Raw genomic sequence first — 23,596 nt, forward strand, 5'->3', positions numbered from 1 at the left:
ACCATCTCAGCCCCGCATCGGGTGGTTGAGCTCGAACGGCACGGTGGCGAATTTGGCGGCTTCGGCCGCGAGTTCCCCGACGGTCCAGCGGTCGGCGCCCGGCTTTTCGATCTTGTCGATGATCGACCACGGTTGGAACAGCTGCACCCGATTGCCCATCACGAAGAACACCCGCCCGGTGATCGGGCAGTCCTCGGTCCCGAGATAGGCCACGAACGGCGATACATTCGCCGGATCCATCGCGCCGACCTCTTCACCCTTGTTCGGGTCCGGGACGCCGGGCAGCCCCGCGGTGAGCCGTGTGAGGGCGGCGGGCGCGATGGCGTTGACGCGCACGTGATAGCGAGCGAGCTCGCCCGACGCGATCATCGTCATCATCGCGATGCCGGATTTGGCGGCACCGTAGTTCGTCTGGCCCGGCTGACCGAACAGGCCGGATGTCGACGAAGTGTTGATCACCGAACGCTTGACCGCGCTACCCGCCTTGGCCTGGTCACGCCAATACGCGGCGGCGTGGCGCAACGGGCAGAAATGGCCCTTGAGATGGACGTGAATGACCGCGTCCCACTCCTGCTCACTCATGTTGACGAGGGTGCGGTCTCGCAGAATTCCCGCATTGTTGACCAGCACGTGCAGATCGCCGAAATGCTCGACCGCACTCGAGATCAGCCGTTCGGCGCCGTCCCAGCTGGCGACGTCGTCGGTATTGGCGATGGCCTCGCCACCGAGCGCCTGGATCTCCTTGACCACGAGTTCGGCGGCGGTGACGTCGTTACCCGAACCGTCGACAGCGCCACCCAGGTCGTTGACGACCACCTTGGCGCCCTCGGCGGCGTACAGCAGCGCGTGTTCACGGCCGATGCCGCGCCCCGCTCCGGTGATGACCACCACTCGTCCATCGAGACTTCCCATGCGTTCCACTCCTGCATCCGCTTCGCTCGGTGTGCTGTTTCCAACCTTTGTAAGAGTATACTTATTAATATGATTCAAGCTACCCCCGGATTGCCTCAACCAGCCGATGGCGACCCACAGACCCCGGCGAACGGCCAGGCGAACCGACCCGACGGCATCGACTTGACAGAGATCGAGTTCGAAGTCGGCGACGATCACGTCGCCACCATCACGCTCAACCGACCCGAGGCGCTGAACTCGTTCACCGACCGCTCGGCCGCGGAGATCTCCTGGGCGTGGCGGACAATTCGCGACACCGACCAGATTCACGCGGTGGTGTTGCGCGCGAACGGCGATCGCGCCTTCTGCACCGGCGCCGACGTCAAGGCGGGCACCGGCTGGTTCTTCCGATCGAACATATGGAACACCTTCGATCCCGGCGTGACCCTCTCCCCCAAACTGCACCACCGATGCTGGAAGCCGGTCGTCACCGCGGTGCACGGCATGGCGGCCGGCGGCGCTCAGTACTTTCTCAACGAATCCGACATCGTCATCTGCTCGACGGACGCCCAGTTCTTCGATCCGCACGCGAATGGCGGCATCGTCTCCGCACTCGAGCCGATCGGCATGCTCAAGCGCAACGTCCCGCTCGGCGATGTCCTGCGGTGGGCGCTGATGGGCACCGAGGAGCGGATCACCGCCGATACCGCCCTGCGCATGGGCCTGGTGACCGAAGTCGTCGAGCGGACGCGCCTGCACGAACGAGCGCATGCCATCGCGGCATCGATCGCGGCGCGCAACCCGATCGCCATTCAAGGCACCGTCCGCGCCATTTGGGAGTCGATGGATATGACCCGTTCGATGGCCCTGCAGAACGGAATGGCCTACACCCACATCGGTAACGCGCCGACCGAAGAGCGCAGGGCCAAGCCGAGACGCAACGAGCCGCCGACCTTCCGCTAAATCATCTTACTGATCTTTCTGATCTAACTATATAGATATATTGTGAACTCATTGCCCTCGAGAACACACAGCAGCAAAGGGGAAATCTCGTGCAGCATCCGTGGGATCAACGCCTCGGTGTGTGGTGGATCGCGGAAGACCGACCCGAGCTACCAGCCATCGTCGAATCTCCCAGTGGCCGAACGCTGACCTTCGGTGAGCTGGCGGGTTCGGCGCACCGTATCGCACACGGTCTGCGCGCACGTGGGATCGAGGCGGGCGACATCGTCGCCTACGCCCTGCCCAACGATGTCGACGCGGTCGTGTGGCAGCTCGCCACCTCCGAGATCGGACTGAGATACCTCGCGCTGAACCCGTCATTGTCGGAGGAGGAATTCGGCTCGATCCTCGAGCACTCCGGCGCCAAGGTGATGGTGACCCATCCCGACTACGTCGAGCGGCTGGGTGATCTGAGCAGGCTCGACGCATTGACTACCTCGATCACGGTCGGCGACGCCGCCCCGGGCTTTCTCACCCAGGCCGAACTCGTCGCGGGCCGACCCGACACGCCCCCGATCGACCGCACCCTCGGCGGACCGATCCGCTACTCGTCCGGCACAACCGGCAAGCCCAAGGGCATCGTCCGCGCGACGCCGAAGATGGAACCGTCGGCTGCCGCCAATGCGATGAGTTCATTCGGCCGCGCCTTCAACTTCCTGCCCTTCGACGGGGTGCATCTGGTCTCGGCGGGCATGCATCACGGTGGATGTCAGGGCTTCTACCTCGGCGCGCTCAATGTCGGCCAAGCGCTGGCGATCATGGGTCGCTTCGACGCCGAACAGGCGCTGGCGAAGATCGAGAAGCACGCGGTGACCACCGCCTGCATGGTGCCCACCCAGTTCGTGCGGATGCTGCGCCTGCCCGAGGAAGTGCGCACTCGCTACGACCTCAGCAGCCTGTCCTCTGTCGTGCACTCCGCCGCACCCTGTCCACTCCAGGTCAAGAAGGAGATGATGGACTGGTGGGGGCCGGTGCTGTGGGAGACCTACGGCGGCATGGAAGGCGCGGCAACCATCGCCAAACCGCACCGATGGCTGGAAAGGCCCGGCACCGTGGGCAGGGCCGTTCGCGGCATGACGGTGAAAATCCTCGATGACAACGGCGCCGAGCTGCCCGCGGGCGAGATCGGCAACGTCTACCTGGAGCCGGTGGACGGACCGGGTTTCGAATACCGCGGCGACCCGGAACTCACCGAATCCGTGCATCGCGGTAAGGCATTCACCATCGGCGACATCGGCTACCTCGACGCCGACGGCTATCTGTTCATCCGCGACCGCGCCAAGGACATGATCATCAGCGGCGGTGTCAACATCTATCCGGCCGAAATCGAGGGCGTGCTGTCGAGCCACCCCGCCGTCGGTGACGTCGCGGTGATCGGCATCCCCGACCCCGAGTGGGGCGAGCAGGTCAAGGCCGTGGTGGAACTCGTGGACGGCGTCGTCGCATCGGACGCACTCGCCGCGGAACTGATCAGCTACAGCCAGACGCAGCTCGCGAACTACAAGAGCCCGAGAACGATCGAATTCGACCGTTTGCCACGTACCGAAGCAGGCAAGCTGCTCAAGCGCGTGATTCGAGAAAAGTACTGGTCCGCAAGCGGGCGAAACATCTAGGAGGTCCGTCCACCGTGTCACATCAAGTCCCGATCGTCGACTATCTCGCGCTCGACGACAAACCACGTTTGATCGCCCAGGAATGCGACAACTGTGGCGCCAGATACTTCGAGCGCCGTAACGCCTGTGCCTCGTGTTTCACGACATCCTTCAGCCCCGCGGAGGTGCCGACGACCGGCACCCTGAAGACATTCACCATTGTCTCGATGTCCGCGCCCGGCATTCCGGTGCCGTTCGTCGCGGGCGTTGTCGACTGTGCCGGAACGGCCGTACGCGCCAATATCGTCAACACCGAACCCACGGCGGATGCTATCCGGCTCGGGATGCCGTTGCGGCTGGTCACCTACAGCGTCGGCACCGATGACGACGGCATCGAGGCAATCGGCTTCGGTTTCGAGCCCTCCGAAACCCCTTCTGTGAACGGAGCGATCTGATGTCGGCCGCTGTCTGGATCCTCGGAATCCACATGACCAAGTTCGGTAAGCACCCGGACAAGGACGCCGTCGATCTCGGCGCCGAGGCCACGCTCGGCGCGTTGCGCGACGCGGACATCACCATGGACGCGATCGATGTGATCGCGGCGGGCAACCTGATGGGCGCCCCCGGCTTCGGTCAGGCGCTGCAGAAGCAGGTCGGCCAGACCGGGATTCCGGTCTACAACGTCGCCAACGCCTGCGCGACCGGTGCCACCGCGCTGCGCACCGCGATCATGGCGATCAAGGCGGGCGAGGCGAACTACGGCCTCGCGGTGGGTGTGGAGAAGCTCGCGGGCGCGGGCCTGCTCGGTGGCGGTGGCGCGAAGAAGAACGGGGGCAAGCACTACGCGCCCAAGGGCCGCTTCGGCGCCGTCGCCACGCTGGAGGGTCGGCTCGGCACCGAGTCGATGCCGGGCGTCTTCGCCCAGATCGGCATGGAGTACCTCCAGAATCGCGCCTTCGATGACAAGGCGTTCGAACTGTTCGCCAAGATCAGCGAGAAGAACCACGCGCACTCCACGCTGAATCCACTGGCTGCCTATACCAAGCGGATGTCACTCGAGCAGATCATGAACGACGTGATGATCGCCTACCCGAACACACGCTCGATGTGCTCGGCGAACTGTGACGGCGGCGCCGCCGCGGTGCTGGTCAGCGATGAAGTGCTGCGGACTCTTTCGCTCGAACAGCGCAAGCGCGCGGTGAAGATCTCGGCCTCGGTGCTCACCACCGACCCGTGGGAAGATGCCTGCCAGGTGTTGCCGAACGTCAATACCCTCACTCGGGCGGCGGCACAGAAGGCCTACGAACAGGCCGGTGTCTCGCCATCGGACCTTGACCTGGTGGAACTGCACGACTGCTTCGCCACCGCCGAATTGGTGCATTACGACAACCTCGGCCTGTGCGAGCCCGGCAATGCCATCGACTTCTTCGAGTCCGGCGCCACCTGGCGTGACGGATCGACCCCGGTGAACGTTTCCGGTGGCCTCGAGTCGAAGGGCCACCCGATCGCGGCAACCGGTATCGCCAACGTCTGGGAGATCGCGCACCATCTGCGGGGCGAAGCGGGCGAACGTCAGATCGAGGGCGCGAAGGTGGGTCTCGCCCATGTGATCGGTCTCGGATCCGCCTGCGGCGTACACATTCTGGAGAAGGCCGCCATCCCGGTCTGAGCCACCGATATACCCGAACACAGGTGGGGTTCACCGTCAGGGTGAACCCCACCTGTGTTTCTCGTACGGACCCGGACCACGCTGCGCCAGTGCCGCTTTCATCTCGGAACCCGGCTACGGCACGGTGAGACGCGTCAGCGGGGGGCCATCCGTATCGCCCCGTCGAGTCGGATGGTCTCGCCGTTGACGAACGGGTTCTCGATCAAGCTGACGGCCATATGCGCGAAGTCGGCCGGATCACCCAGTCGCTTGGGATGCGGAATGGCGGCGGCCAGACCCTCCCGGATATCAGGACGAAGCCGCGCGAGCATCGCGGTGTCGAAGGTGCCGGGGGCGATGGTATTCACGCGGATCTGCGAGGAGGCCAGATCGCGCGCCGCGACCAGCGTGATGCCGTGCACGCCTGCCTTCGCGGCAGTGTAGGACGTCTGGCCGATCTGGCCGTCGAAGGCGGCGACCGAAGAGGTCATCACGATCGCGCCGCGGTCGCCGCCGAGCAGTTCGTTCAGTGCCATGCGCGCCGCCGAGAGCCGCAATACGTTGTAGGTGCCGATCAGGTTGACCCGGATCACCTCGGTGAAAGTGTCGATATCGGCGGGTCGTTTGTCCGCGTCGATGATGCGCAGCCGATCGCCGCCCCTGCCCGCGCAGTGCACGACCGCGCGCAGCGGGCCTGCTTGCGTCGCGGCGTCGAGCGCCGCGTTCACCGCGTCGGTATCGGTGATGTCCGCCGGGACGAACCGGGCGCGCTCGCCGAGTTCCTCGGCCACCGTCGCACCCGCGGAGCCGGGCAGATCGACGAGGACGACCGATGCGCCAAGTTCGACCAGCCGGGTGGCAGTGGCGTGGCCGAGACCGGAGGACGCTCCGGTCACCAGCGCTGAGATTCCGTCTATCCGCACGGTGCATTCTCCTCATGTGTTTTCGTTGTCCGACGCGATGACTCGCTCGAGTCGAGTCACAGCCCGAGAGACTTGGCGATGATCGATTTCATGACCTCGCTGGTGCCGCCATAGATCCGCGAAACTCGTGCGTCGGCGTAGAGCCGGGCGATGGGCAGTTCGGTGATGTAGCCGTAGCCGCCGAACAATTGCAGGCAACGGTCGATGGCTCGGCCCTGCATCTCGGTGCAGAACAATTTGGTTCTGGCCGCATCCGCCGAATCGAGCTCCCCCGCTACCAGTTCGATGACAGCGTGGTCGATCATCGCCTGCGCCGCTTCGACTTCCGCGCTAACGGCCGCCAACTCGAATTTGGTGTTCTGGAATTCGGCGACCCGGGTCCCGAATACGGTGCGTTCGCGCACGTAGTCGATGGTGAGATCGACCGCGGCACGGGCCTGGGCGACCGCGCCGACGGCGATGGCGAGCCGTTCCTGCGCCAGGTTGTGACCGAGGTAGGAGAATCCGGCGTCCCGCTCGCCGAGCAGGTTCGCCACCGGCACCCGCACGTCGGTGAATGTCAGCTCGACGGTGTCCTGCACGTGCAGCCCGAGCTTGTCGAGTCGGCGGCCCTTGTCGAACCCCGGAGTACCCGCCTCCACGACGATCAGCGAAAGCCCGGCCCGGCGGTTGACGGGATCGGTGCTGGTGCGCGCGAGCACGATCACCAGGTCGGCAAGACCGCCGCCGGTGATGAAAGTCTTGGCGCCGTTGATCACGTAGTGGTCCCCCTCGCGCACGGCGGTGGTCCGCACACCGGCCAGATCCGAACCGGTGCCCGGTTCGGTCATGGCGATCGCGGTGAGCAGCTCACCGGAGGCGATGCCGGGAAGCCAACGCGCACGCTGCTCGGGATTGCTGTACTCCAAGAAATAGGGCGCTATGACGTCGAGTTGGGTACGCAGCGTTCCCAGCGTCACCCCGGCACGCGCCGCCTCCTCCTGCACGATCTGGTTGTAGCGATAGTCGCGGATCCCGACGCCGCCGTACTCCGGCTCGATCGCCATGCCCTGAACGCCGAGCGCGGCGATCTCGGTGAAGAAGCTACGCGGAACCGCGCCCGCGGCGAGCCATCCGAGATACTCGGGAACGACTTTGCGCTCGAGGAATCGGCGCAGATTCGCGCGGAATTCCTCGTGGGTCTCATCGAACAGTGTCCTGCGCACCGTCTACCCCACCAGCTCGACAAGTGTCGCGTTGGCGGTGCCGCCGCCCTCGCACATCGTCTGCAATCCGTACCGCAATCCCTTGTCACGCATGTGATAGAGCATGCGAGTCATCAGGATCGCCCCCGATGCCCCCAGCGGGTGACCGACCGCGATCGCACCGCCGAGCGGGTTGAGCTTGGCCTCGTCGATGCCGAGTTCACGCTGGCAGGCCATCGGTACCACGGCGAATGCCTCGTTCACCTCGAATACGCCGATCTCGTCGATGCCGACATCCGCCTTCCGCAACAACTTCTCGGTGGCCGGGATCGGTGCGGTCAGCATGAGAACCGGATCGGCCCCACAGGCGACACCGGTGTGGTAGCGAGCCAGCGGGGTCAGTCCCAGTTCGATCGCCCGCTCACTCGTGGTGACCAGCAGCGCCGCCGCGCCATCGGAGATCTGCGACGAATTGCCCGCGTGCACCAGGCCGTTCGCGGTGAAGGAGGGCTTCAGCCCGGCCAGACTCGCCACGCTTGTGCCGCGTCGCACTCCCTCGTCCACCGTGAACGGCCCCGCGGCCGTCTCGATCGGCACGATCTGATCGGCGAAGGCTCCGCCGTCGATCGCCGCCGCCGCCAGTTCGTGGGATCGGGCCGCAAACGCATCGACATCCTCGCGACCCAACCCCCATCCGCGCGCGATCGCCTCGGCGCTGAGCCCCTGGTTGAACGAGAAGTTGTCGTATCGCTCGGAAACCCGCGGGCCATAAGGAAATCCGGTCTTTCGAGCCGCTCCGAGCGGCACCCGGCTCATCGTCTCGACACCGCCTGCCACGACCAGGTCGTACGCACCGCCGCCGACGGCGTGCGCCGCGAAGTCCAGGGCCTGCTGGCTCGACCCGCAGGCGCGGTTGACCGTGACACCGGGGATCGATTCCGGCCATCCCGCCGCCAGCACGGCGAACCGCGCGATATTGCTCGACTGATCACCGATCTGGGTGACACATCCCCAGATCACATCATCGATGAGTCCCGGATCCAGCCCGTTCCGTGTGACCAGCGCGCCGAGTACTTCGGCGGACAGGTCCACCGCGTGCACGTCCGCCAAAGCCTTGCCGCGTCTACCGATCGGACTCCGCACCGCGTCGACAATTACCACATCACGCATACTTCCTCAGCTCCTACGGCACGTACACAGCAACCAGTATAAAGGTAACTCTTTTAACTATTAGTTAGGATAATAAGCACTGTCGAGACCGAGTGAGACCGCTCACCGAGTGTCGCGGCCGCCACGGTGCCAGAGCGAGACACCTTGCACATCAGGCGATCTCGTCGACAAGGCCCCAGTCCCGTGCGGTGGCGGCATCGATTCCGGTGCCCGTCAATCCAAGCCAGGCGGTACGCCACCGGCCGATCCTGCGAGTGATACTCACCGTGCCGCCCGCGCCCGGGATCAGTCCCATCCCCACCTCGGGCAGGCTGAACACGGTGCCGGGAGCTGAACTCACCTGGCCGGCGAATGCGGGAATCTCGAGGCCCGCGCCGACGCACGCACCATGGACGCGAACTTTCGCCCGGTCGCGCAGGCGATACAGGAGCCATCCCGGATGACGTTGCAGGCGAACGAAATACGCGGCCGCATAGTCGATGGCCGTACCGAATTCCGCGATATCACCACCGGCGCAGAAGACCGGCCCGGACCCAGCGAGTTCCACGGTCAACGCGGGATCGGCGACCGCGATCTCCAATGCCTCGACCAATTGCTCTCGAAGGAGCCCATCCATCGCGTTGCGTCGCGAAGGCCGGTTCAGTTCGATGTGCAGCACTTGGGCGTCGCGGCGGACGCGCACCCGATCAACTCCGCCGTCCGGGATCACGCGCGGCCCCCGCGCCCGCACCCAGGCGCCGATCTCTCGGCCGGACAGCAGCATCGAGTACGCCGCCGCCTCGGCGTGCAAACCGTTGCGCACGTCGAGGCGCGCGGTCGCGCGCAACACGTGCGCGAAGGTGAGCGCCGCCATCGGATTCCGGTTGACCGAGTCGGCGACCGCGTCGACTGCCTCGACCACATCGGGCACCGCGACCAACGGCCGGTACGCGGGAGTGTCCACCGACTCGATCAGGGTGAGATCGAGGTCGTCCACCAGATCGCCCACGGGTCCGGCGACGCCGGTCCCGGCGACCCCGATCGTCACCGCCGGACAGTCACGCAGTAACCGGGCCGCGGCGGCGACCTGCGCCGCACTCGCCTCCTCGGTCAGATCGAGGATGACCAACGGACGAGTGGGCACCCCCTCGCCGTCCAACTCCGGATCGAAGGCGAGTCCGCGAGCCATCTCGCCGACCGATATCACGGATCGACCTCCACCCCGGGAACGATGGTGCCGCACACCGGGTCGAAGCCTGGTTCGACCACGAACGCGCCACCCTTCGAACGAGGCACGTATACGCAGTTGCCGGCGCCGAGGCCGCCCGCGATCTGCCCGTCCTTGTCGAACGACATCGACTCGCCGAGGCCGGCAACACCGCCGGATCCGATCGCGGCTCGAGCAGCCATCGCCGCGGACGGCGCGAGACGGGCCTTGAGGCCCTGCTCCACGGCCACCACCGCGATTGTCATCCTTCGCACCGACAACCCCTGACTGACGACTGGGCGAATCACACCCAGCACCTTCCATTGGGTAAATAAGATAACTAATTAGTCCGAACGGGTCAACGGGCCCGCAATGCGGCGGAAGGCTATCGGTTCACCGATGCATGGTGTTTAATTATAGAAAATAGTTAACTGATTGACGCCCGACCTCGGGCGCACGGAAGCTAGGAGCACCCATGACCGGCCGTCTCGATGGCAAAGTCGTGTTCATCACCGGCGTCGGCCGCGGTCAAGGCCGCAGCCACGCACTGAGCATGGCCAAGGAGGGCGCCGACATCATCGGTGTCGACGTACCGCAGCCGATGGACAACCTCACCTACCCGATGGCGACCCAGGAGGACCTGGACGAAACCGCCCGCCTCATCAAGGAAGTCGGACGCGACGCCGTGCTCCATGCCGCCGACGTACGCGATCGCGCCGCCCTCGAAGCCGTCCTCGCCGAAGGCGTCGCCCGGTTCGGCCGCCTCGATGTCGTCGTCGCCAACGCGGGGATCTGCCCGCTCGGCCAGACCCCGCCGCAGACGTTCCTCGAAGTGGTCGAGGTCAACTTGGTCGGTGCGATCAACACATTCGCCGCCGCCTACCCGCACATCGGCGACGGCGCATCGTTGATCGGCATCGGCTCGGTCGCCGGACTCCTCTCCGGTGCGGTCGACAACCCGGCCTCGGGCCCCGGTGGCGCAGGCTACGGCTACTCGAAGCGGGCCATCGCGCAGCTCGTGCGTGACCTGTCCGTGCAACTGGCCCCACGTGGCATCCGCGTCAACGCCATCCATCCGTCCAACGTCGACACCGACATGCTGCACAACGACAGCATGTACCGGATGTTCCGTCCCGATATGGCGGAGCCGACGCGCGACGACGCCGCGCTGGCCTTCCCTGCCTTGCACGCGATGCCGCTGCCGTGGGTCGATCCGAGCGACGTGAGCAACGCTGTCGTCTTCCTGGCCTCGGACGAATCCCGCTACATCACCGGCATGCAGCTCAAGGTCGACGCCGGTGCCATCGCGAAGGCGTCGCCGAACATCGGCTGAGCACACCGCGTCGATCGCCCGCGGTCATCCGATCCGTCACCGAGAACAGAGGAAAGCTACACAATGACAACTCGAGACGCCGTTATCGTCGGCGCCGTACGTACCCCTGTCGGCCGCCGCAACGGGGCACTGGCCGGGGTTCACTCGGCTGTCGCTTCGGCCGCCACTCTCACCGCGCTGGCCGCCCGGACCGGCATCGACCCGGCTGTCGTGGATGACGTCGTCTGGGGTTGCGTCGGCCAGGTCGGGGAGCAGACCGGCAACATCGGACGCAACGCCGTGCTGGCCGCGGGCTGGCCCGAATCCGTGCCTGCCACCACCGTCGACCGCCAGTGCGGATCATCACAGCAGGCCGTGCACTTCGCGGCGGCCGGCGTGATCTCCGGCCAGTACGACCTCGCGGTCGCCGGCGGTGTCGAGATGATGAGTCGGGTACCGATGGGCGCCTCGCGCGGTGTCGATGTCGGCGAACCGATGACCGACGTCGTACGCGCCCGCTACGGGGTCTCCCGGTTCGACCAGGGGGTCGGCGCGGAGATGATCGCGCGACGGTGGTCGCTATCGCGCGATCGACTCGACGAACTCGCGCTGGCATCGCATCAGCGGGCGGCCGCCGCGATCGACGCCGGGGCGTTCGTCGAGGAGATAATCCCGATCCAACTACCCGAAGGCACCCAAGTGGATACCGACGGGGGCGTGCGCCGCGACACCACGCTCGAGAAGCTGGGCCGGCTGCGGCCCGCGTTTCGCGAGGACGGACTCATCACGGCCGGTACTTCGTCCCAGATCAGCGATGGCGCCGCCGCGCTGCTGATCACCACCTCCGAGCAGGCCGCCGCGCTCGGCTTGACACCGTGGGCGCGCATCCACACCGCCGTGGTGGTCGGTGACGACCCGGTCACCATGCTGACCGGACCGATCCCGGCTACGGCCGAAGCATTGCGGCGCGGCGGCCTATCCCTGTCGGACATCGGAACATTCGAGGTGAATGAGGCATTCGCGTCGGTCGTGCTGGCCTGGCTGGCCGAGACCAACGCCGCCGAGAAGCTCACCAACCCCGATGGCGGCGCGATCGCGCTCGGCCACCCGCTCGGCGGCTCGGGTGCGCGGCTGATGACGACGATGGTTCACCGGATGCGGCGGGAGGGAATCCGATACGGCCTCCAGACGATGTGCGAGGGCGGCGGTATGGCGAACGCGACGATCCTGGAACTCCTGTAGCGGTACCCGACAGTGGAACCAGAGAACCCGGAGACGCAATCGTGACGGAAGCCACCGCGACCTCGAGCGAACCGTTCCCGACGACCGTCGCGCAAGTATTGGATCTGCGATCGGTCTCACCGAACGCCTTCGTAACCGCACCCACCGGCGCGCACGACCGGCGTGGGCTCTACGGCGGGCAGCTGGCCGCCCAAGCGCTGCAAGCGGCGGTCAACACCGTGCCCCCGGATCGGCTCGTGCACTCTTTACACAGCTATTTCCTCGTTCCCGGCGACGCGACGGCGCCGGTGACGCTCAGGGTCGAGCGTGACCGGGACGGCAGGCGGTACTCCACCCGCCGCGTGGTCGCCTCGCAACGAGACAAGACGGTGCTGCATTTGTCGGCGTCATTCCAGCTGCCGAAGGACGGGCCCGACTACCAGGCCGCGGTCGCGCCCGAGGCCGAAGCCCCCGAGCAACTGCCCTCGTTCACGCTCGACAAACGGATGCTCGACGTCGATGCCCGGGTGCCCACCGACCCCGAACCCTGGCACCGCTGGCCGACCAGGATCTGGGTACGGCTCCGCGAACCGCTCGGTGACGACCCGAATTCGCATGCCTGCGGGCTGACCTTCCTTTCGGATATGTGCACGGGACTGTCCAAAGCCCCGCTGGTCGAGTACGTGGGTGTGCTGCCCAGTCTCGATCACTCCCTGTGGCTACACCGCCCCGTGCGGGTCGACGACTGGCTACTGATGGACTTGCGGCCCGAATCCACATCCGGTGGCCGCGGAATGTACACCGGCCGCGTCTACGACCGTTACGGAACCCTGGTCGCCAGTATGGCTCAGGAATCACTGTTCAAGATTCGGCCGAAGTCCGAACATCTGCCCGCGACGCCGCAGGCCGCGGACTCGACTCCGCCCGCACGGCCGAGTCGCTCGCACCTCGCACAGCGCCGGCTCAGCACGGAAGCACAGCCACGGAGGAATATCCAACCCGGTCAGGACGGGCGTTGAGATCGACGACTTCCGGTGATCGAGCGGCGATCGGACGACTCGGCTCGACCAAGCGATACGGAACAGGAATATCGACGCGCCGCAAGGTCGTCATCGGTATCGTGGCCACGGTCTGGCTGGCATTGACCGTCATCCTATTGACGACGGCGGTCCGGGGGCCGGGTGACCGCATCGCGGCCCACCCGCCCCGTCCCGGCCACGTTGTCGGCACCGGCGTCTATGCCAACGAGCCATTCATGGGAATCACCAATCTGCCGTTGATCGCGGATATCTGGGTATTCCTCACCGCTCTGGCCATGTACGGCTGGTACGCGTGGCGGTCGTGGACCGAGCGCCGGTTCCAGCCGATGCTGGTGATGCTGATCGTGGCCACTCTCGTCGCCCCGATCTTCGATCCGCTGATCAGCTGGAGTGCCTACACCGCCTATGACCCGCGGCTGTGGCATGTGCCGGAGACCTGGCCGCTGTACCGTATCTTGCCAACGGTCCAGCCGCTGTCCACCCTTCCCGGCTACGCCATGTTCTTCGTGAGCTCGGTGGTTCCCGGGCTCTGGCTGCACAGCCGACTGATGAACCGCCGCGGACCTGATTCGTTCTTCGCTCGCAGGCCGATGCTGTCGGTATTCCTGTTGTCCGGCACGCTCGCGTTCGCCTTCGATTCGATCCAGGCCTACCTGGCCACCAGGCTCGAGATCATCACCTATTCCCAGATCGCCACCGCCGCGTACCGTTCTGGCACGACCTGGCAGTCCAACGCGCTCTGGGAGCCGCTGCTGTGCTTGCTGTTGTTCGGCATCGCCGCTCTCACGGTCTACGAGGACGCGGACGGAAACACCATCGCCACCCGCTGGCGCGGAATGAGCAACCGACCGATCCTGCGCGAATTCGCGGTGTCGTTCGCGGTGATCGGGTTGGCCACGGCGCTCTACACCGGCGGCTTCGCTATGGTCCGGCTATCCGGGGCGGCGACCGCCGTGGCCTGCCCGTGGCCCTATCAGGACACGCACGTCTACGACCCGAATGGGCTCTATGCCAAGACCTGTCCACCCGAAACCGATGACATGGAATCCCGATGACATTGCCGTTGCGAGGAATTCGCGTAATCGAACTGTCCGGCATCGGCCCGAGCCGCTACTGCGGAATGCTGCTGGCCGACCTCGGCGCCGAGGTCGTCCTGGTAGAGCGGCCGGGGCAACAACCCCGCCGGGCCGATACCGTGGTAGCGCGCGGCAGGCGCGGTATCACGCTGGACCTCAAGCAGTCCGGCGACGTCGAAACGCTGCTGCGACTGGTCGAGCGCGCCGATGTGCTCATCGAGCCGTACCGCCCCGGCGTCGCCGAACGGCTCGGCATCGGACCAGAGCACTGCCAGGCCAGAAACCCCGGACTGGTCTACGGCCGGATGACCGGTTGGGGCCAGGACGGGCCGCTCGCGGGCACAGCGGGCCACGATATCGGATACATCGCCGTCACCGGCGTGCTCGACGCGATCGGCCGCGCCGATGGTCCACCGCAGGTGCCGTTGAACCTCCTGGGTGATTTCGCGGGCGGCAGCATGTTCCTGCTCACCGGCATTCTCGCCGGGCTCTGGCAACGCCAACGCACCGGTGCGGGCACGGTGGTCGATGCGGCGATCATCGACGGCACGGTCTCGCTCGCCTCGTTCATCCTCGGCTTGCGGGCCGATGGTGAGTGGTCCGACGGCCGTGGCACCAACCTCTTGGACACCGGCGCACCGTATTACGACGTGTACGAAACCTCCGACGGCGGGTGGATGGCTGTCGGAGCGATCGAGCCGAAGTTCTACGCGGAACTGCTGCGCGTGCTCGAACTGTCAGGACTGCCACCGCAGAACGATCGGGAGACCTGGCCGCAACTGCGTGCGGCGCTGGCCGCCCGGTTCCGCGAACGCACCCGCGAGATGTGGACCCGCGCCTTCCACGGCACCGACGCCTGTGTCGCGCCGGTGCTGAACTTCGCCGAGGCGGCCGAACATCCCCAGATCGCCGCCCGTGGCAGTCTGACCATGCGCGCGGGCCATCTCATCTCGGCCGTCGCGCCGCGGTTGTCGACCGCGCCCAACGAGCCGGCCCGCGATCCGGTGGCACCGGGCTCGGATACCGAAGCGGTACTGCGTGATTGGTGCGGCGACTGACATTCGGCCGACACCGCGGGAAGGGGTGCGTGCCATACGGCACGCACCCTTCTTGTTCGGGCTCACCTACATGGCCGCGACGGCGTCGAGGCCGACTACTCACTCGTCCTGTTCGCCAGCCGGGCGATATCCCAGGCCAGCAACTCGTCCTGGGTCGACGCGGGCGGATCGGGCAGTTCCACCGCACGGGCACGAGTGGGCAACAGCACCGTGGCGGTAGCGGGCGAGGTCACCCCTCCGCGCTGGTTGACGCAGGTGAGTTCCAAGTCGACCGCGCTGCGGCCGTCGACCTCGTATTTGTCGACGACCTTGCCACCGAGCCAGGAAGTGTCGCCGATGTAGTTGAAGCCGCGGTGCTGAACCGACAACTTCCACAGCCAACCGTCGTCACCGATCCAGTCCGTGAGCAAGTGGGTGAACCAGGTCTCGCGCATCGCGCCGTAGTCGTAGGATGTCGGCAGGCCGAGCTCATGGGCGCGCTCGGGTTCCCAGTGCAGGCGTTGCACGGTATCGGGCACGTTCAGCGCGTTGCGCGGGTACAGACCGGGCGCCTTAGCGCGCACCGCGTGCGCTATACGGAAGGCTCCCGAAGGGGTGAGCTGCATGCCCCAGCCCAGGTGCCAGACCACGATGTCGGTCGTGACCAGCGGGCCTTTGACCCGGACCGGGAGATCGTCACCGACGCGCACATCCTCCCAGTAGCGCGGTCGCGCACCGCGCGGAGTCTCCGCGGCGTAGGCCGCGTCGATCTCCGCGAGTTGTTCGTCGGTGTACGGATCTTGCCGCAGCACTTCCTTCTTCCGCTCACGTGTGGCGTGGCGCTCGGTATTGACCCACGTGCCCCGGCGAATAGCGGTAGGGAACCCGTCGGTGCCGGTATAGATGAACGCGCGCGTCACGTGGGCCGAGCGGCCACCGAACGCACTCTTCTTGGCGATCACACCGACCTGCGAGCGCAGACAACGCTGGCGCTCGCCCAACCGGAGCGGACGCCACCACTCGAATTCCATCGCGGCCTGGTAGGAGCCGAGTCCGGCGAACGGGTCGCCCCGCAGCAACTCCTTGGTCGCCGCATCCGGCGCGGGCGCATGACACTCACCCATCGTGTAATGGAAAGCGGGCGGCGCCACCATCCCCGCCCACCGGGTTCCCTTGCCGTATTCCGGGTCGTTGTAGAGCGGATTGTCGTCACCATAGGACTGCGCGAAGTGACGAATGCCGTCCCAGGTCACCTCGTAGTTGTGCGGCTCGGCCGGTATACGTTCCGCAATGCCGTTACGCAGCTTCGAACGCTCGATCGCCGCATCGGTCAGGACTCCGAAACCGGTGGGACTCGTTGTTGTCATGGATACACACTCCTCGCGAGCCGATTACGCTGTCGACTCCACCGATTATCTTATAAATAAGTTAACCATATGCTAGATTCGTGGAGTGGCCGAAGTCTCAGCTCCCAGCGAAACGATCACCGCCGACACGCCGTTCACCGCGGAAGATGACACCTATCATCAGCCGCTGACCGACGATCCGTATTGGACGGAGACGACGTGGTGGTCCTTCAATGTTCCCGAACGCAGGATCGGCGGTTGGCTCCATGCCGCCTACCATGCGAACCGCGGCACTGTGACCTGGCGAATCTTCGCCTGGGACCCCAGCGGCGCCGATCTGGGGCGCGTCGCCTATTACCGCAGCGCGGTGGACGCCCCGATGCCGCCCGATCCCGACTTGCGTGACATCACATTCCCCGACAAAGGGTTCAGCGTGAAGCGGGTGCGGCCGCTGATGGATTACGAGATCACCTATCTCGACCCCGCCGCGAACTTCTCGATCGCCTTGCAGCACAACAGCGTTCACCCACCGCGCCGCTTCACCCCCGGTGAGCCGCCCGCTATGCACAGCCCGCACATGGACCAGCTCGGACACATCACCGGAGAACTGGTGCTGCGGGGCGAGACCATTGCGATCGACTGCTACTCCATCCGAGATCGCACCTGGGGCCCACGCGGCGGACACCACGGCCAGAGCAAGAAGCCCCAATACCTGGCGGGCAACCACCGGGTGTCCGACCCTGGCGGGCCGCTGTGGCGCCAGATCGAACGCGAACGCGGCCGCGGCCGCGTGCAGTACATCTTCGGGCACGCGGGCGCGCAGACCGGATTTCTCGGATTCGCCCGCCCCCAGGACGGCGATGCCGCGGGCTGGTCGCCGCTCAACCACGGTTGGCTGCTCAAGAACGGCATATTCGAACGCCTGGACAAGACCGCCAGCAAGATGCGCAACTTTCGCGATCCCGAGACCGGCTGGAGCGGCCATATGCAGGTCGAGCTGACCGATCTCACCGGTCGCACGATGCAAGCCGAAGGGTTCGCGGTCAGTCATATGTGTGAAGGCGGCGCGGGCAGCAACGCGCTGATGCGCTGGGAATTCGAGAACCGGATCGGCTGGGGTGAAGATCAGGACGGATGGAAGCGAGGGCATTTCGTCAAGATGCTCAACGCCCTACGCGCGACCCGTCGCGACGAGCAGGATGTGACAGCGTCGGCCGACGGCGCGCAGGACAAGGAGGCATGACGATGGGTGGCCCATTCGAAGGAGTACGGGTAATCGAGGTTGCCGCGTGGACGTTCGTCCCCGGCGCGGGGGCGATCATGGCCGACCTCGGCGCCGACGTCATCAAGGTGGAACCGCCGACCGGTGACCCCCAGCGCGCGCTGCGCAACGCGCTGAACACCGACACCTCCGCACCCAACCCATTCCTCGAGGTGCCCAACCGGGGCAAGCGCAGCATCACCCTTGACCTCACCACGGCCGACGGCCAAACCGTCCTTCGCCGCTTGGTCGCCGACGCCGATGTGTTCCTCACCAGCTATCTGCCCGAACTTCGTAGCAGACTCAATATCGACGCCGACGACATCGCCGCCGAGAATCCCCGATTGATCTATGTGCGGGGGTCGGGCTGGGGCAGCAAGGGCCCGATGACCGACGTCGGCGGGTTCGACTCGGCGGCGGCCTGGTCGGCGGCGGGCACACTCTACAAACTCACCCCGCCCGGCGCCGAGGACCCGGTGATGCAGCCCGCCGCGTTCTACGACCTGCAGGGTTCGAACACGATCGCGGGCGCGGTCGCGATGGCGCTGTTCCGTCGGGAACGCAGCGGCCAGGGCGGGACTGTCGATGTCTCGCTGCTCAACACCGGCATGTGGGCGATGAGCCCCGATCTGGCCGCCGGTCCCGACATCGGCGAGCTGCCCCGACAGAACCGGCGTCAAGCCGCCAACCCGATCGTCAACCTGTACCGCACCAAGGACGACCGCTGGCTCAACCTCGTATGTCTGCAATCGGATCGGTTCTGGGGCGAACTGTGCGTCTTGATCGGGCGCGAGGACTTGGCCTGCGACGAGCGATTCGTCGACGCGGGCAAGCGGTACGTCAACCGCGCGGCCTGCGTGGCCGAACTCGACGCCGTCTTCGCCACCCGCACAATGGCCGAATGGGAACAGGCGCTGGCCGAATTCCACGGCGTATGGGCTTCCAGCGCCACCTTCGCCGAGATCCATCGCAACCCGCAGGTGCTGGCCAACGGCTACCTTCCCGAGGTGGTCGCCAATGACGGCAGCACGTTCAAGGTGGTTTCTCCCCCCTATCAGTTCGACGGCGAATTCACCGTTCCCCGCGGTCCGGCGCCCGAACTCGGCCAACACACCGAGGAGATCCTGTTGGACGCGGGCATGGACTGGGACCAGATCGCCGAATTCCGCGCCAGCGGCGCTCTGGGCTGAGTTCGTGCCACCGAACTGACCACCACGCGAGAGAAGGCGGGCCCGGCGGGGCCCGCCTTCTCTGCTGCCTCAGTCGCTGGAAGGCAGCGGTTTGGCGTCCTTGAGGACCAGTGGCTCGGTGCCGTCGCCCAAGGTGCCCTCCCCCGCCTTGGTCACCAGCACCTCGAGGCTGGTGACTCGTTGGGCGGTATAGCGCTTTCCCAGCTGATTACCGGTGCCGAGCCCCTCTGCCACGGACAGCCCCGGCCGCACCTCGTCGGTGAGCCCGATCAGCGCCGCCCCACCGCAGGTCAGCTCGACCGGCTCCGTCGGCTTGCGCACGATGATCACCTCGGTGCCACACACCTGACTGCGCAATCGCATACCCGGCTTCAATTCCACGCTTCCGTCCTTCTCTCTCCACGTTCGGTCGATGGCTCCATACAGTCATGTTTCGTCACGACGACGCCTTCGCGTACTTGTCGACCAGGGCGCGGCGCAGCACCTTCCCCGTTGGCGTGGTGGGCAGCACCTCCTCCCACACGATCTCGTCGGGTGTCCGCGAGCCGCGCAGTTTCGAGCGCACGTAGCCGCGCAATTCCTCGACATCGGGTGACTTCTCGGGTTCGGGCACGACTACCGCGACCAACTTCTGTCCCCATTCCTCGTCCGGCAAGCCGATCACCGCGACATCGCGGACACCGGGATGGGAGAACAGCACGTCCTCTATCTCGGCCGGAGCGATGTTCTCACCGCCGCGAATTATCGTGTCGTCGGCGCGTCCGCCGATGAAGAGGTAGCCCTCCTCATCGATCCAAGCCCTGTCGCGAGTGGGGAACCAACCGTCGACGTCCAATGCCGACCCCTTGCCGACGTATTCGCCCGAGACCTGGCTGCCGCGCACATACAACTCGCCGACAACCCCGGCACTCACGACATTCCCTCGGTCGTCACGCACCTGGATTTCGATTCCCGGTACCGGACGACCGACACTACCGAGCCGCTCCCGAACCACCGGATCATCGGATTCCAGCGCGACACGGTGGTCATCGGGCCCGAGCAGCGCCAGCGTCGAACTGGTCTCGGTAAGCCCGTACGCGTTGCAGAACCCCACGCCGGGGAATGCCCGCAGCGCCTTGGCCAGCACCGGACGCGGCATCCGGGCTCCGCCGTAGGAGATCATGCGCAGGGCGGGCGCATCGGCGAGTTCGCCGTCGAGCAGATCGACGATGCGTGCGAGCATTGTCGGCACCACCATCGCGAAGGTCACCGATTCCTCGTTCACCATGTTCAGCCAGGCGCGGGCGTCGAAGTCCGGCAGGTACACCACCCGCCGACCGCTGTAGAAGTTCGTCAAGGCGGAGCCGAGCGCGGCCACGTGGTACGGCGGCACGGAAACCAGTGCCGTCTCGTCCGTATCCGCCGACGCGAACTCCACGGTCGACATCACATATGACAGTAGATTCTCCTGCCGCAGCGGCACGGCCTTGGGCCGGGAGGTGGTTCCACTGGTGTAGATGAGTACGACCGGGGCTTCGTCGGGCACCACGACAGGCGCGACCGGCTCGTGCGCGTCGGCCCGCTCGATGAACTGCTCGACCGACAGGATCGGACCGCCGCTCCCGGCGCGTCCCTCATGCCTGCTCTCCACGATCATCAGCGGCCGCTCGAATTCCGATAGCAGATCCGCCAATACATCGTCGCTGAAGCGATAGTTCATCGGAACGAACGGAACTCCGGCCGCCGCGGCCGAGAACAGCAACTGCGGGAAGGCTGGGCCGTTGCCGCCGAGGTACACGACATGCGAAGGGTCGTGATCGGCGATTACGCCGGACGCACGGGCGACCCGGTCAGCGATTTTCCGATAAGTCAGTCCCCCGGCCCGACCACCGAAGGCGACCCGATCCCCGAGTCCGGACTCGGCCATCTCCAATATGAGAGTGAGGCTCACGGTTCTCCTCCGCAGCAGGGCCCTACGCCCTCGAACAAGTAGAATGAACTTACTGATTTATCTCTAATGCTAGCAGTGTGGGGTTGCCGCGGACAGGCGTTCCGGTGTTTGATCTAGAGGAAATAGCTAACTCATGTGACTAACTGGAGGGTCTGTGAGCACCCCACCCATCCGGGTCGAGCGGCACGATCACACGATGGTGATCACCATCGACCGGCCCGAGGCGCGTAACGCACTCGATCGCGGTTCGGCGGAGATCATCGGCTCGGCACTGGAGCAGGCCGACGGCGACGCGAGCGTCTGGGCCGTGATCCTGACCGGCACGGGCGAGCGCGCCTTCTGCGCCGGAGCGGACCTCAAGGCGATCGCCCGCGGCGAGTCGCTGTATCAGGAAGGCCGGGAACACTGGAGCTTCGGCGCCTGGGCCAACCATTACATCAGCAAACCCACTATCGCGGCGGTGAACGGTGTCGCCTTCGGCGGCGGACTGGAACTGGTGCTGGCCGCAGACCTCGCCGTGGCCACGGAGAGCGCGAAATTCGGGCTGCCGGAAACAAGCCGGGGCATCATCGCGGCCGCGGGCGGAGCGTTCCGTGTGATCGATCAGCTGCCGCGCAAGGTGGGAATGCACATGTTGATGACCGGCCTGCCCATCGACGCGGCGACAGCGATGCACCACGGCCTGATCAACGAAGTCGTCCCGGACGGGCAAGCGCTCGAGGCCGCACTCGCCCTGGCCGAAACGGTGTGCCGCAACTCTCCGACCGCCGTCGCCGCGAGCAAACGTATCGCCTACGGCGCGACCGAGAACACCTGGGCGGGCGAAAGCGAGCGCTGGTCGTTGACGAACTCGGAGAACCAGCGAGTACGGCAGTCACACGATGGCAGAGAGGGACCCAAGGCGTTCGCCGAGAAGCGAAACCCGGTCTGGCAGAACAGCTAGCCCGAGCTTCGAACAGCGCCACCCACAACCATGTTCTCGCTCTCAGCTTCTTCACATGGAGAGCGTGGTGACCGACATCTGTAGCCATCGACCCGCATACCACCCTCGCCTTCCCTTGTGCATCGAGGGATAACCGGTAAATAATATAACCGTTACTCTAATGGAAGGCACGGAGGCATGGGCGAAGCGCGATTCGGGCAACTGTTCATCGACGGCGAGTGGGTCGGGGGACAAGGCACGGAACAGATCACCGTCGTCAATCCCGCGACGGAGGAGCCGATCGGGTACGTGCCGCAGGCCACGCCCGCCGACGTCGAGCACGCGGTAGCGGCGGCGCGCACGGCGTTCGACTCGGGCCCGTGGCCGAGGATGACCCCGGCCGAGCGCGCCGAGATTCTGGCCGAGATGGCCGCCGAATTGCAGCGGAGGCGGCCCGAATTGGTCGAACTGAGCATTGCCGAGGCCGGCTCGACCCGCATGCTCGCCGAGTTCTTGCAGGTCGGCGCACCGATCGATCACCTGGCCGACCTGGCCACCCGGGTCTTGCCCAAGTTCGACTTCGAAACCGCGATGCTGCCGACCTTCGGCCGCGGTATCGGCCAGGGAATCGTCGTGCGCGAACCCTTCGGCGTGGCCGCGCTGATCACCGCCTTCAACTTCCCGTTGTTCCTGAATCTGTTCAAGGTCGGACCCGCACTGGCAGCGGGCTGCACCGTCGTCCTCAAATGCTCCCCGTACACGCCGTTCGAGGCGCTGGTACTCGGCGAGGTCGCCGAGGCGGTCGGCCTGCCCGGCGGAGTGCTGAACATAATCACCGGCGATGCAGACGCGGGCGAAGCGCTCACCCGCCATCCCGATGTCGACATGGTCAGCTTCACCGGCTCGGATACGGTGGGGCGCAAGGTTTACGAGCAGAGCACCGGCACCTTCAAGAAGGTCGTACTCGAGCTCGGAGGCAAGTCCGCCAACATACTGCTAGAGGACACCAACCTCGACTTGGTGATGGAGAGCGTGCTCTCCGGTTTCGTCACTCACGCCGGTCAGGGCTGCGCGCTGATGACCCGGATCCTGGTGCACCGTTCGCTTCACGATGAACTCGTCGCCAGAGTCAAGGGAGCCCTCGACTACATCAAGGTCGGCGACCCGGCGGACCCGAGCGTCGCGATGGGTCCGCTGATCCGCGAGGTGCAACGTGAGCGCGTGGAAGCGCTGATCCGCGCCGGTCTCGACGAAGGTGCGCAACTCGCCTACGGCGGCGGCCGCCCGGCGGGCCTGGACAAGGGCTACTTCCTCGAGCCCACCCTGTTCGTCGGAGTAGACAACTCGATGAAGATCGCGCACAGCGAGTTCTTCGGCCCGGTCGCAGTGGTGATTCCGTTCGATGACGACGCCGACGCCGTTCGCCTCGCCAACGACAGCGTCTACGGTCTGGCGGGCGGAGTCTGGTCGGCCGACCCGCTGCGCGCCTACGCGGTTGCCAAGCAGATCCGCACCGGCATGGTGGTCGTCAACGGCGGTGGCGGCGGTTTGAGCCCGCACGGACCGTTCGGCGGCTACAAGCACAGCGGCCTCGGCCGGGAATTCGGCGAGCATGGCTTGTCGGAGTTCTTGCAGCACAAAACCATTCAGTGGCCCGCAGGTTAG

Annotated in this window: 22 protein-coding genes; 13 read left to right on the top strand and 9 right to left on the bottom strand. The window is 65.9% G+C overall.

Annotated elements, in window-relative coordinates:
- Window positions 1–6 precede the first annotated feature (6 nt).
- Complete coding sequence (locus tag APZ21_RS21140; RefSeq protein ID WP_054815150.1) at window positions 7–912, bottom strand: SDR family oxidoreductase; 906 nt, start codon at window positions 910–912, stop codon at window positions 7–9.
- Between APZ21_RS21140 and APZ21_RS21145 the strand changes: the two genes are divergently transcribed.
- The 4 genes from APZ21_RS21145 to APZ21_RS21160 all read left to right on the top strand — a co-directional run bounded on the left by APZ21_RS21145 (window position 847) and on the right by APZ21_RS21160 (window position 5,154).
- Window positions 847–1,854 (top strand): enoyl-CoA hydratase/isomerase family protein, encoded by a 1,008-nt coding sequence (locus APZ21_RS21145; protein ID WP_307587851.1) that lies wholly within the window; start codon window positions 847–849, stop codon window positions 1,852–1,854. The two genes, APZ21_RS21140 and APZ21_RS21145, sit on opposite strands and share 66 nt — an antisense overlap.
- A gap of 89 nt (window positions 1,855–1,943) precedes the next feature.
- Window positions 1,944–3,506 carry an AMP-binding protein gene (locus APZ21_RS21150; protein ID WP_054815017.1) on the top strand — a complete coding sequence of 521 codons (1,563 nt, stop codon included), beginning with the start codon at window positions 1,944–1,946 and terminating at the stop codon, window positions 3,504–3,506.
- 14 nt (window positions 3,507–3,520) lie between these two features.
- Window positions 3,521–3,940 (top strand): Zn-ribbon domain-containing OB-fold protein, encoded by a 420-nt coding sequence (locus tag APZ21_RS21155; RefSeq protein WP_054815018.1) that lies wholly within the window; start codon window positions 3,521–3,523, stop codon window positions 3,938–3,940.
- Window positions 3,940–5,154, top strand: coding sequence for a thiolase family protein (locus APZ21_RS21160; protein WP_054815019.1), 1,215 nt, complete (start codon window positions 3,940–3,942; stop codon window positions 5,152–5,154). Before APZ21_RS21155 ends, APZ21_RS21160 begins: the two co-directional genes overlap by 1 nt.
- 134 nt (window positions 5,155–5,288) lie before the next feature.
- On the opposite strand, the gene APZ21_RS21165 is transcribed toward APZ21_RS21160, so the two are convergent.
- The 5 genes from APZ21_RS21165 to APZ21_RS21185 all read right to left on the bottom strand — a co-directional run bounded on the left by APZ21_RS21165 (window position 5,289) and on the right by APZ21_RS21185 (window position 9,862).
- Entirely contained in the window at window positions 5,289–6,056 is a 768-nt protein-coding gene (locus tag APZ21_RS21165) for an SDR family NAD(P)-dependent oxidoreductase (protein WP_054815020.1), read from the bottom strand.
- Between the two features lie 56 nt (window positions 6,057–6,112).
- A complete protein-coding gene (locus APZ21_RS21170) occupies window positions 6,113–7,261 on the bottom strand; it encodes an acyl-CoA dehydrogenase family protein (RefSeq protein WP_054815021.1) in 1,149 nt (382 codons plus the stop codon).
- A gap of 3 nt (window positions 7,262–7,264) precedes the next feature.
- A complete protein-coding gene (locus APZ21_RS21175; protein ID WP_054815022.1) occupies window positions 7,265–8,410 on the bottom strand; it encodes a thiolase family protein in 1,146 nt (381 codons plus the stop codon).
- Window positions 8,411–8,561: 151 nt separating this feature from the next.
- Window positions 8,562–9,596, bottom strand: coding sequence for an enoyl-CoA hydratase/isomerase family protein (locus APZ21_RS21180; RefSeq protein ID WP_204249133.1), 1,035 nt, complete (start codon window positions 9,594–9,596; stop codon window positions 8,562–8,564).
- The gene (locus tag APZ21_RS21185; protein ID WP_054815023.1) at window positions 9,593–9,862 is read right to left on the bottom strand and encodes a hypothetical protein; all 270 of its coding nucleotides are present in this window, start codon (window positions 9,860–9,862) and stop codon (window positions 9,593–9,595) included. Before APZ21_RS21185 ends, APZ21_RS21180 begins: the two co-directional genes overlap by 4 nt.
- Before the next feature lie 209 nt (window positions 9,863–10,071).
- On the opposite strand from APZ21_RS21185, the gene APZ21_RS21190 reads away from it, so the two are divergent.
- From APZ21_RS21190 to APZ21_RS21210, 5 genes are all read left to right on the top strand, one after another.
- Window positions 10,072–10,929, top strand: a complete 858-nt coding sequence (locus APZ21_RS21190; protein ID WP_054815024.1) for a mycofactocin-coupled SDR family oxidoreductase — start codon at window positions 10,072–10,074, stop codon at window positions 10,927–10,929.
- A 63-nt stretch (window positions 10,930–10,992) separates the two neighbouring features.
- A complete protein-coding gene (locus APZ21_RS21195) occupies window positions 10,993–12,150 on the top strand; it encodes a thiolase family protein (RefSeq protein ID WP_054815025.1) in 1,158 nt (385 codons plus the stop codon).
- Window positions 12,151–12,191: 41 nt separating this feature from the next.
- Entirely contained in the window at window positions 12,192–13,148 is a 957-nt protein-coding gene (locus APZ21_RS21200; protein ID WP_156371242.1) for an acyl-CoA thioesterase, read from the top strand.
- Complete coding sequence (locus APZ21_RS21205; protein WP_156371243.1) at window positions 13,145–14,224, top strand: spirocyclase AveC family protein; 1,080 nt, start codon at window positions 13,145–13,147, stop codon at window positions 14,222–14,224. The genes APZ21_RS21200 and APZ21_RS21205 overlap by 4 nt, the downstream gene beginning before the upstream one ends.
- Window positions 14,221–15,303 carry a CaiB/BaiF CoA transferase family protein gene (locus APZ21_RS21210; RefSeq protein ID WP_054815027.1) on the top strand — a complete coding sequence of 361 codons (1,083 nt, stop codon included), beginning with the start codon at window positions 14,221–14,223 and terminating at the stop codon, window positions 15,301–15,303. The genes APZ21_RS21205 and APZ21_RS21210 overlap by 4 nt, the downstream gene beginning before the upstream one ends.
- 95 nt (window positions 15,304–15,398) lie before the next feature.
- Here the strand turns inward: APZ21_RS21210 and APZ21_RS21215 are convergent, their stop codons facing one another.
- The gene (locus APZ21_RS21215; RefSeq protein ID WP_054815028.1) at window positions 15,399–16,649 is read right to left on the bottom strand and encodes an FAS1-like dehydratase domain-containing protein; all 1,251 of its coding nucleotides are present in this window, start codon (window positions 16,647–16,649) and stop codon (window positions 15,399–15,401) included.
- Window positions 16,650–16,734: 85 nt separating this feature from the next.
- Here APZ21_RS21215 and APZ21_RS21220 point away from each other — a divergent pair, with 85 nt between their 5' ends.
- A complete protein-coding gene (locus tag APZ21_RS21220) occupies window positions 16,735–17,871 on the top strand; it encodes a DUF7065 domain-containing protein (protein ID WP_054815029.1) in 1,137 nt (378 codons plus the stop codon).
- 2 nt (window positions 17,872–17,873) lie between these two features.
- Window positions 17,874–19,079 carry a CaiB/BaiF CoA transferase family protein gene (locus tag APZ21_RS21225; RefSeq protein WP_054815030.1) on the top strand — a complete coding sequence of 402 codons (1,206 nt, stop codon included), beginning with the start codon at window positions 17,874–17,876 and terminating at the stop codon, window positions 19,077–19,079.
- Window positions 19,080–19,148: 69 nt separating this feature from the next.
- Here APZ21_RS21225 and APZ21_RS21230 read toward each other — a convergent pair whose 3' ends face one another.
- Both APZ21_RS21230 and APZ21_RS21235 read right to left on the bottom strand, forming a co-directional pair.
- Window positions 19,149–19,442 carry a hypothetical protein gene (locus APZ21_RS21230; protein ID WP_054815153.1) on the bottom strand — a complete coding sequence of 98 codons (294 nt, stop codon included), beginning with the start codon at window positions 19,440–19,442 and terminating at the stop codon, window positions 19,149–19,151.
- A gap of 73 nt (window positions 19,443–19,515) precedes the next feature.
- Entirely contained in the window at window positions 19,516–21,009 is a 1,494-nt protein-coding gene (locus tag APZ21_RS21235) for a class I adenylate-forming enzyme family protein (RefSeq protein ID WP_054815031.1), read from the bottom strand.
- A 196-nt stretch (window positions 21,010–21,205) separates the two neighbouring features.
- On the opposite strand from APZ21_RS21235, the gene APZ21_RS21240 reads away from it, so the two are divergent.
- Window positions 21,206–21,952, top strand: a complete 747-nt coding sequence (locus APZ21_RS21240; protein WP_054815032.1) for an enoyl-CoA hydratase/isomerase family protein — start codon at window positions 21,206–21,208, stop codon at window positions 21,950–21,952.
- A 177-nt stretch (window positions 21,953–22,129) separates the two neighbouring features.
- Entirely contained in the window at window positions 22,130–23,596 is a 1,467-nt protein-coding gene (locus APZ21_RS21245; RefSeq protein ID WP_054815033.1) for an aldehyde dehydrogenase family protein, read from the top strand.

Source organism: Nocardia arizonensis, assembly GCF_001310275.1.
In the GTDB taxonomy this organism is placed as follows: domain Bacteria; phylum Actinomycetota; class Actinomycetes; order Mycobacteriales; family Mycobacteriaceae; genus Nocardia; species Nocardia arizonensis.

Bases quoted from the DNA above. Each gene is read 5' to 3' on its own strand.
- APZ21_RS21225 (WP_054815030.1), top strand. From the start codon at position 17,874: ATGGGTGGCCCATTCGAAGGAGTACGGGTAATCGAGGTTGCCGCGTGG.
- APZ21_RS21230 (WP_054815153.1), bottom strand. From the start codon at position 19,442: ATGCGATTGCGCAGTCAGGTGTGTGGCACCGAGGTGATCATCGTGCGC.
- APZ21_RS21140 (WP_054815150.1), bottom strand. From the start codon at position 912: ATGGGAAGTCTCGATGGACGAGTGGTGGTCATCACCGGAGCGGGGCGC.
- APZ21_RS21175 (WP_054815022.1), bottom strand. From the start codon at position 8,410: ATGCGTGATGTGGTAATTGTCGACGCGGTGCGGAGTCCGATCGGTAGA.
- APZ21_RS21240 (WP_054815032.1), top strand. From the start codon at position 21,206: ATGGTGATCACCATCGACCGGCCCGAGGCGCGTAACGCACTCGATCGC.
- APZ21_RS21210 (WP_054815027.1), top strand. From the start codon at position 14,221: ATGACATTGCCGTTGCGAGGAATTCGCGTAATCGAACTGTCCGGCATC.
- APZ21_RS21160 (WP_054815019.1), top strand. From the start codon at position 3,940: ATGTCGGCCGCTGTCTGGATCCTCGGAATCCACATGACCAAGTTCGGT.
- APZ21_RS21190 (WP_054815024.1), top strand. From the start codon at position 10,072: ATGACCGGCCGTCTCGATGGCAAAGTCGTGTTCATCACCGGCGTCGGC.
- APZ21_RS21215 (WP_054815028.1), bottom strand. From the start codon at position 16,649: ATGACAACAACGAGTCCCACCGGTTTCGGAGTCCTGACCGATGCGGCG.
- APZ21_RS21195 (WP_054815025.1), top strand. From the start codon at position 10,993: ATGACAACTCGAGACGCCGTTATCGTCGGCGCCGTACGTACCCCTGTC.
- APZ21_RS21245 (WP_054815033.1), top strand. From the start codon at position 22,130: ATGGGCGAAGCGCGATTCGGGCAACTGTTCATCGACGGCGAGTGGGTC.
- APZ21_RS21185 (WP_054815023.1), bottom strand. From the start codon at position 9,862: ATGACAATCGCGGTGGTGGCCGTGGAGCAGGGCCTCAAGGCCCGTCTC.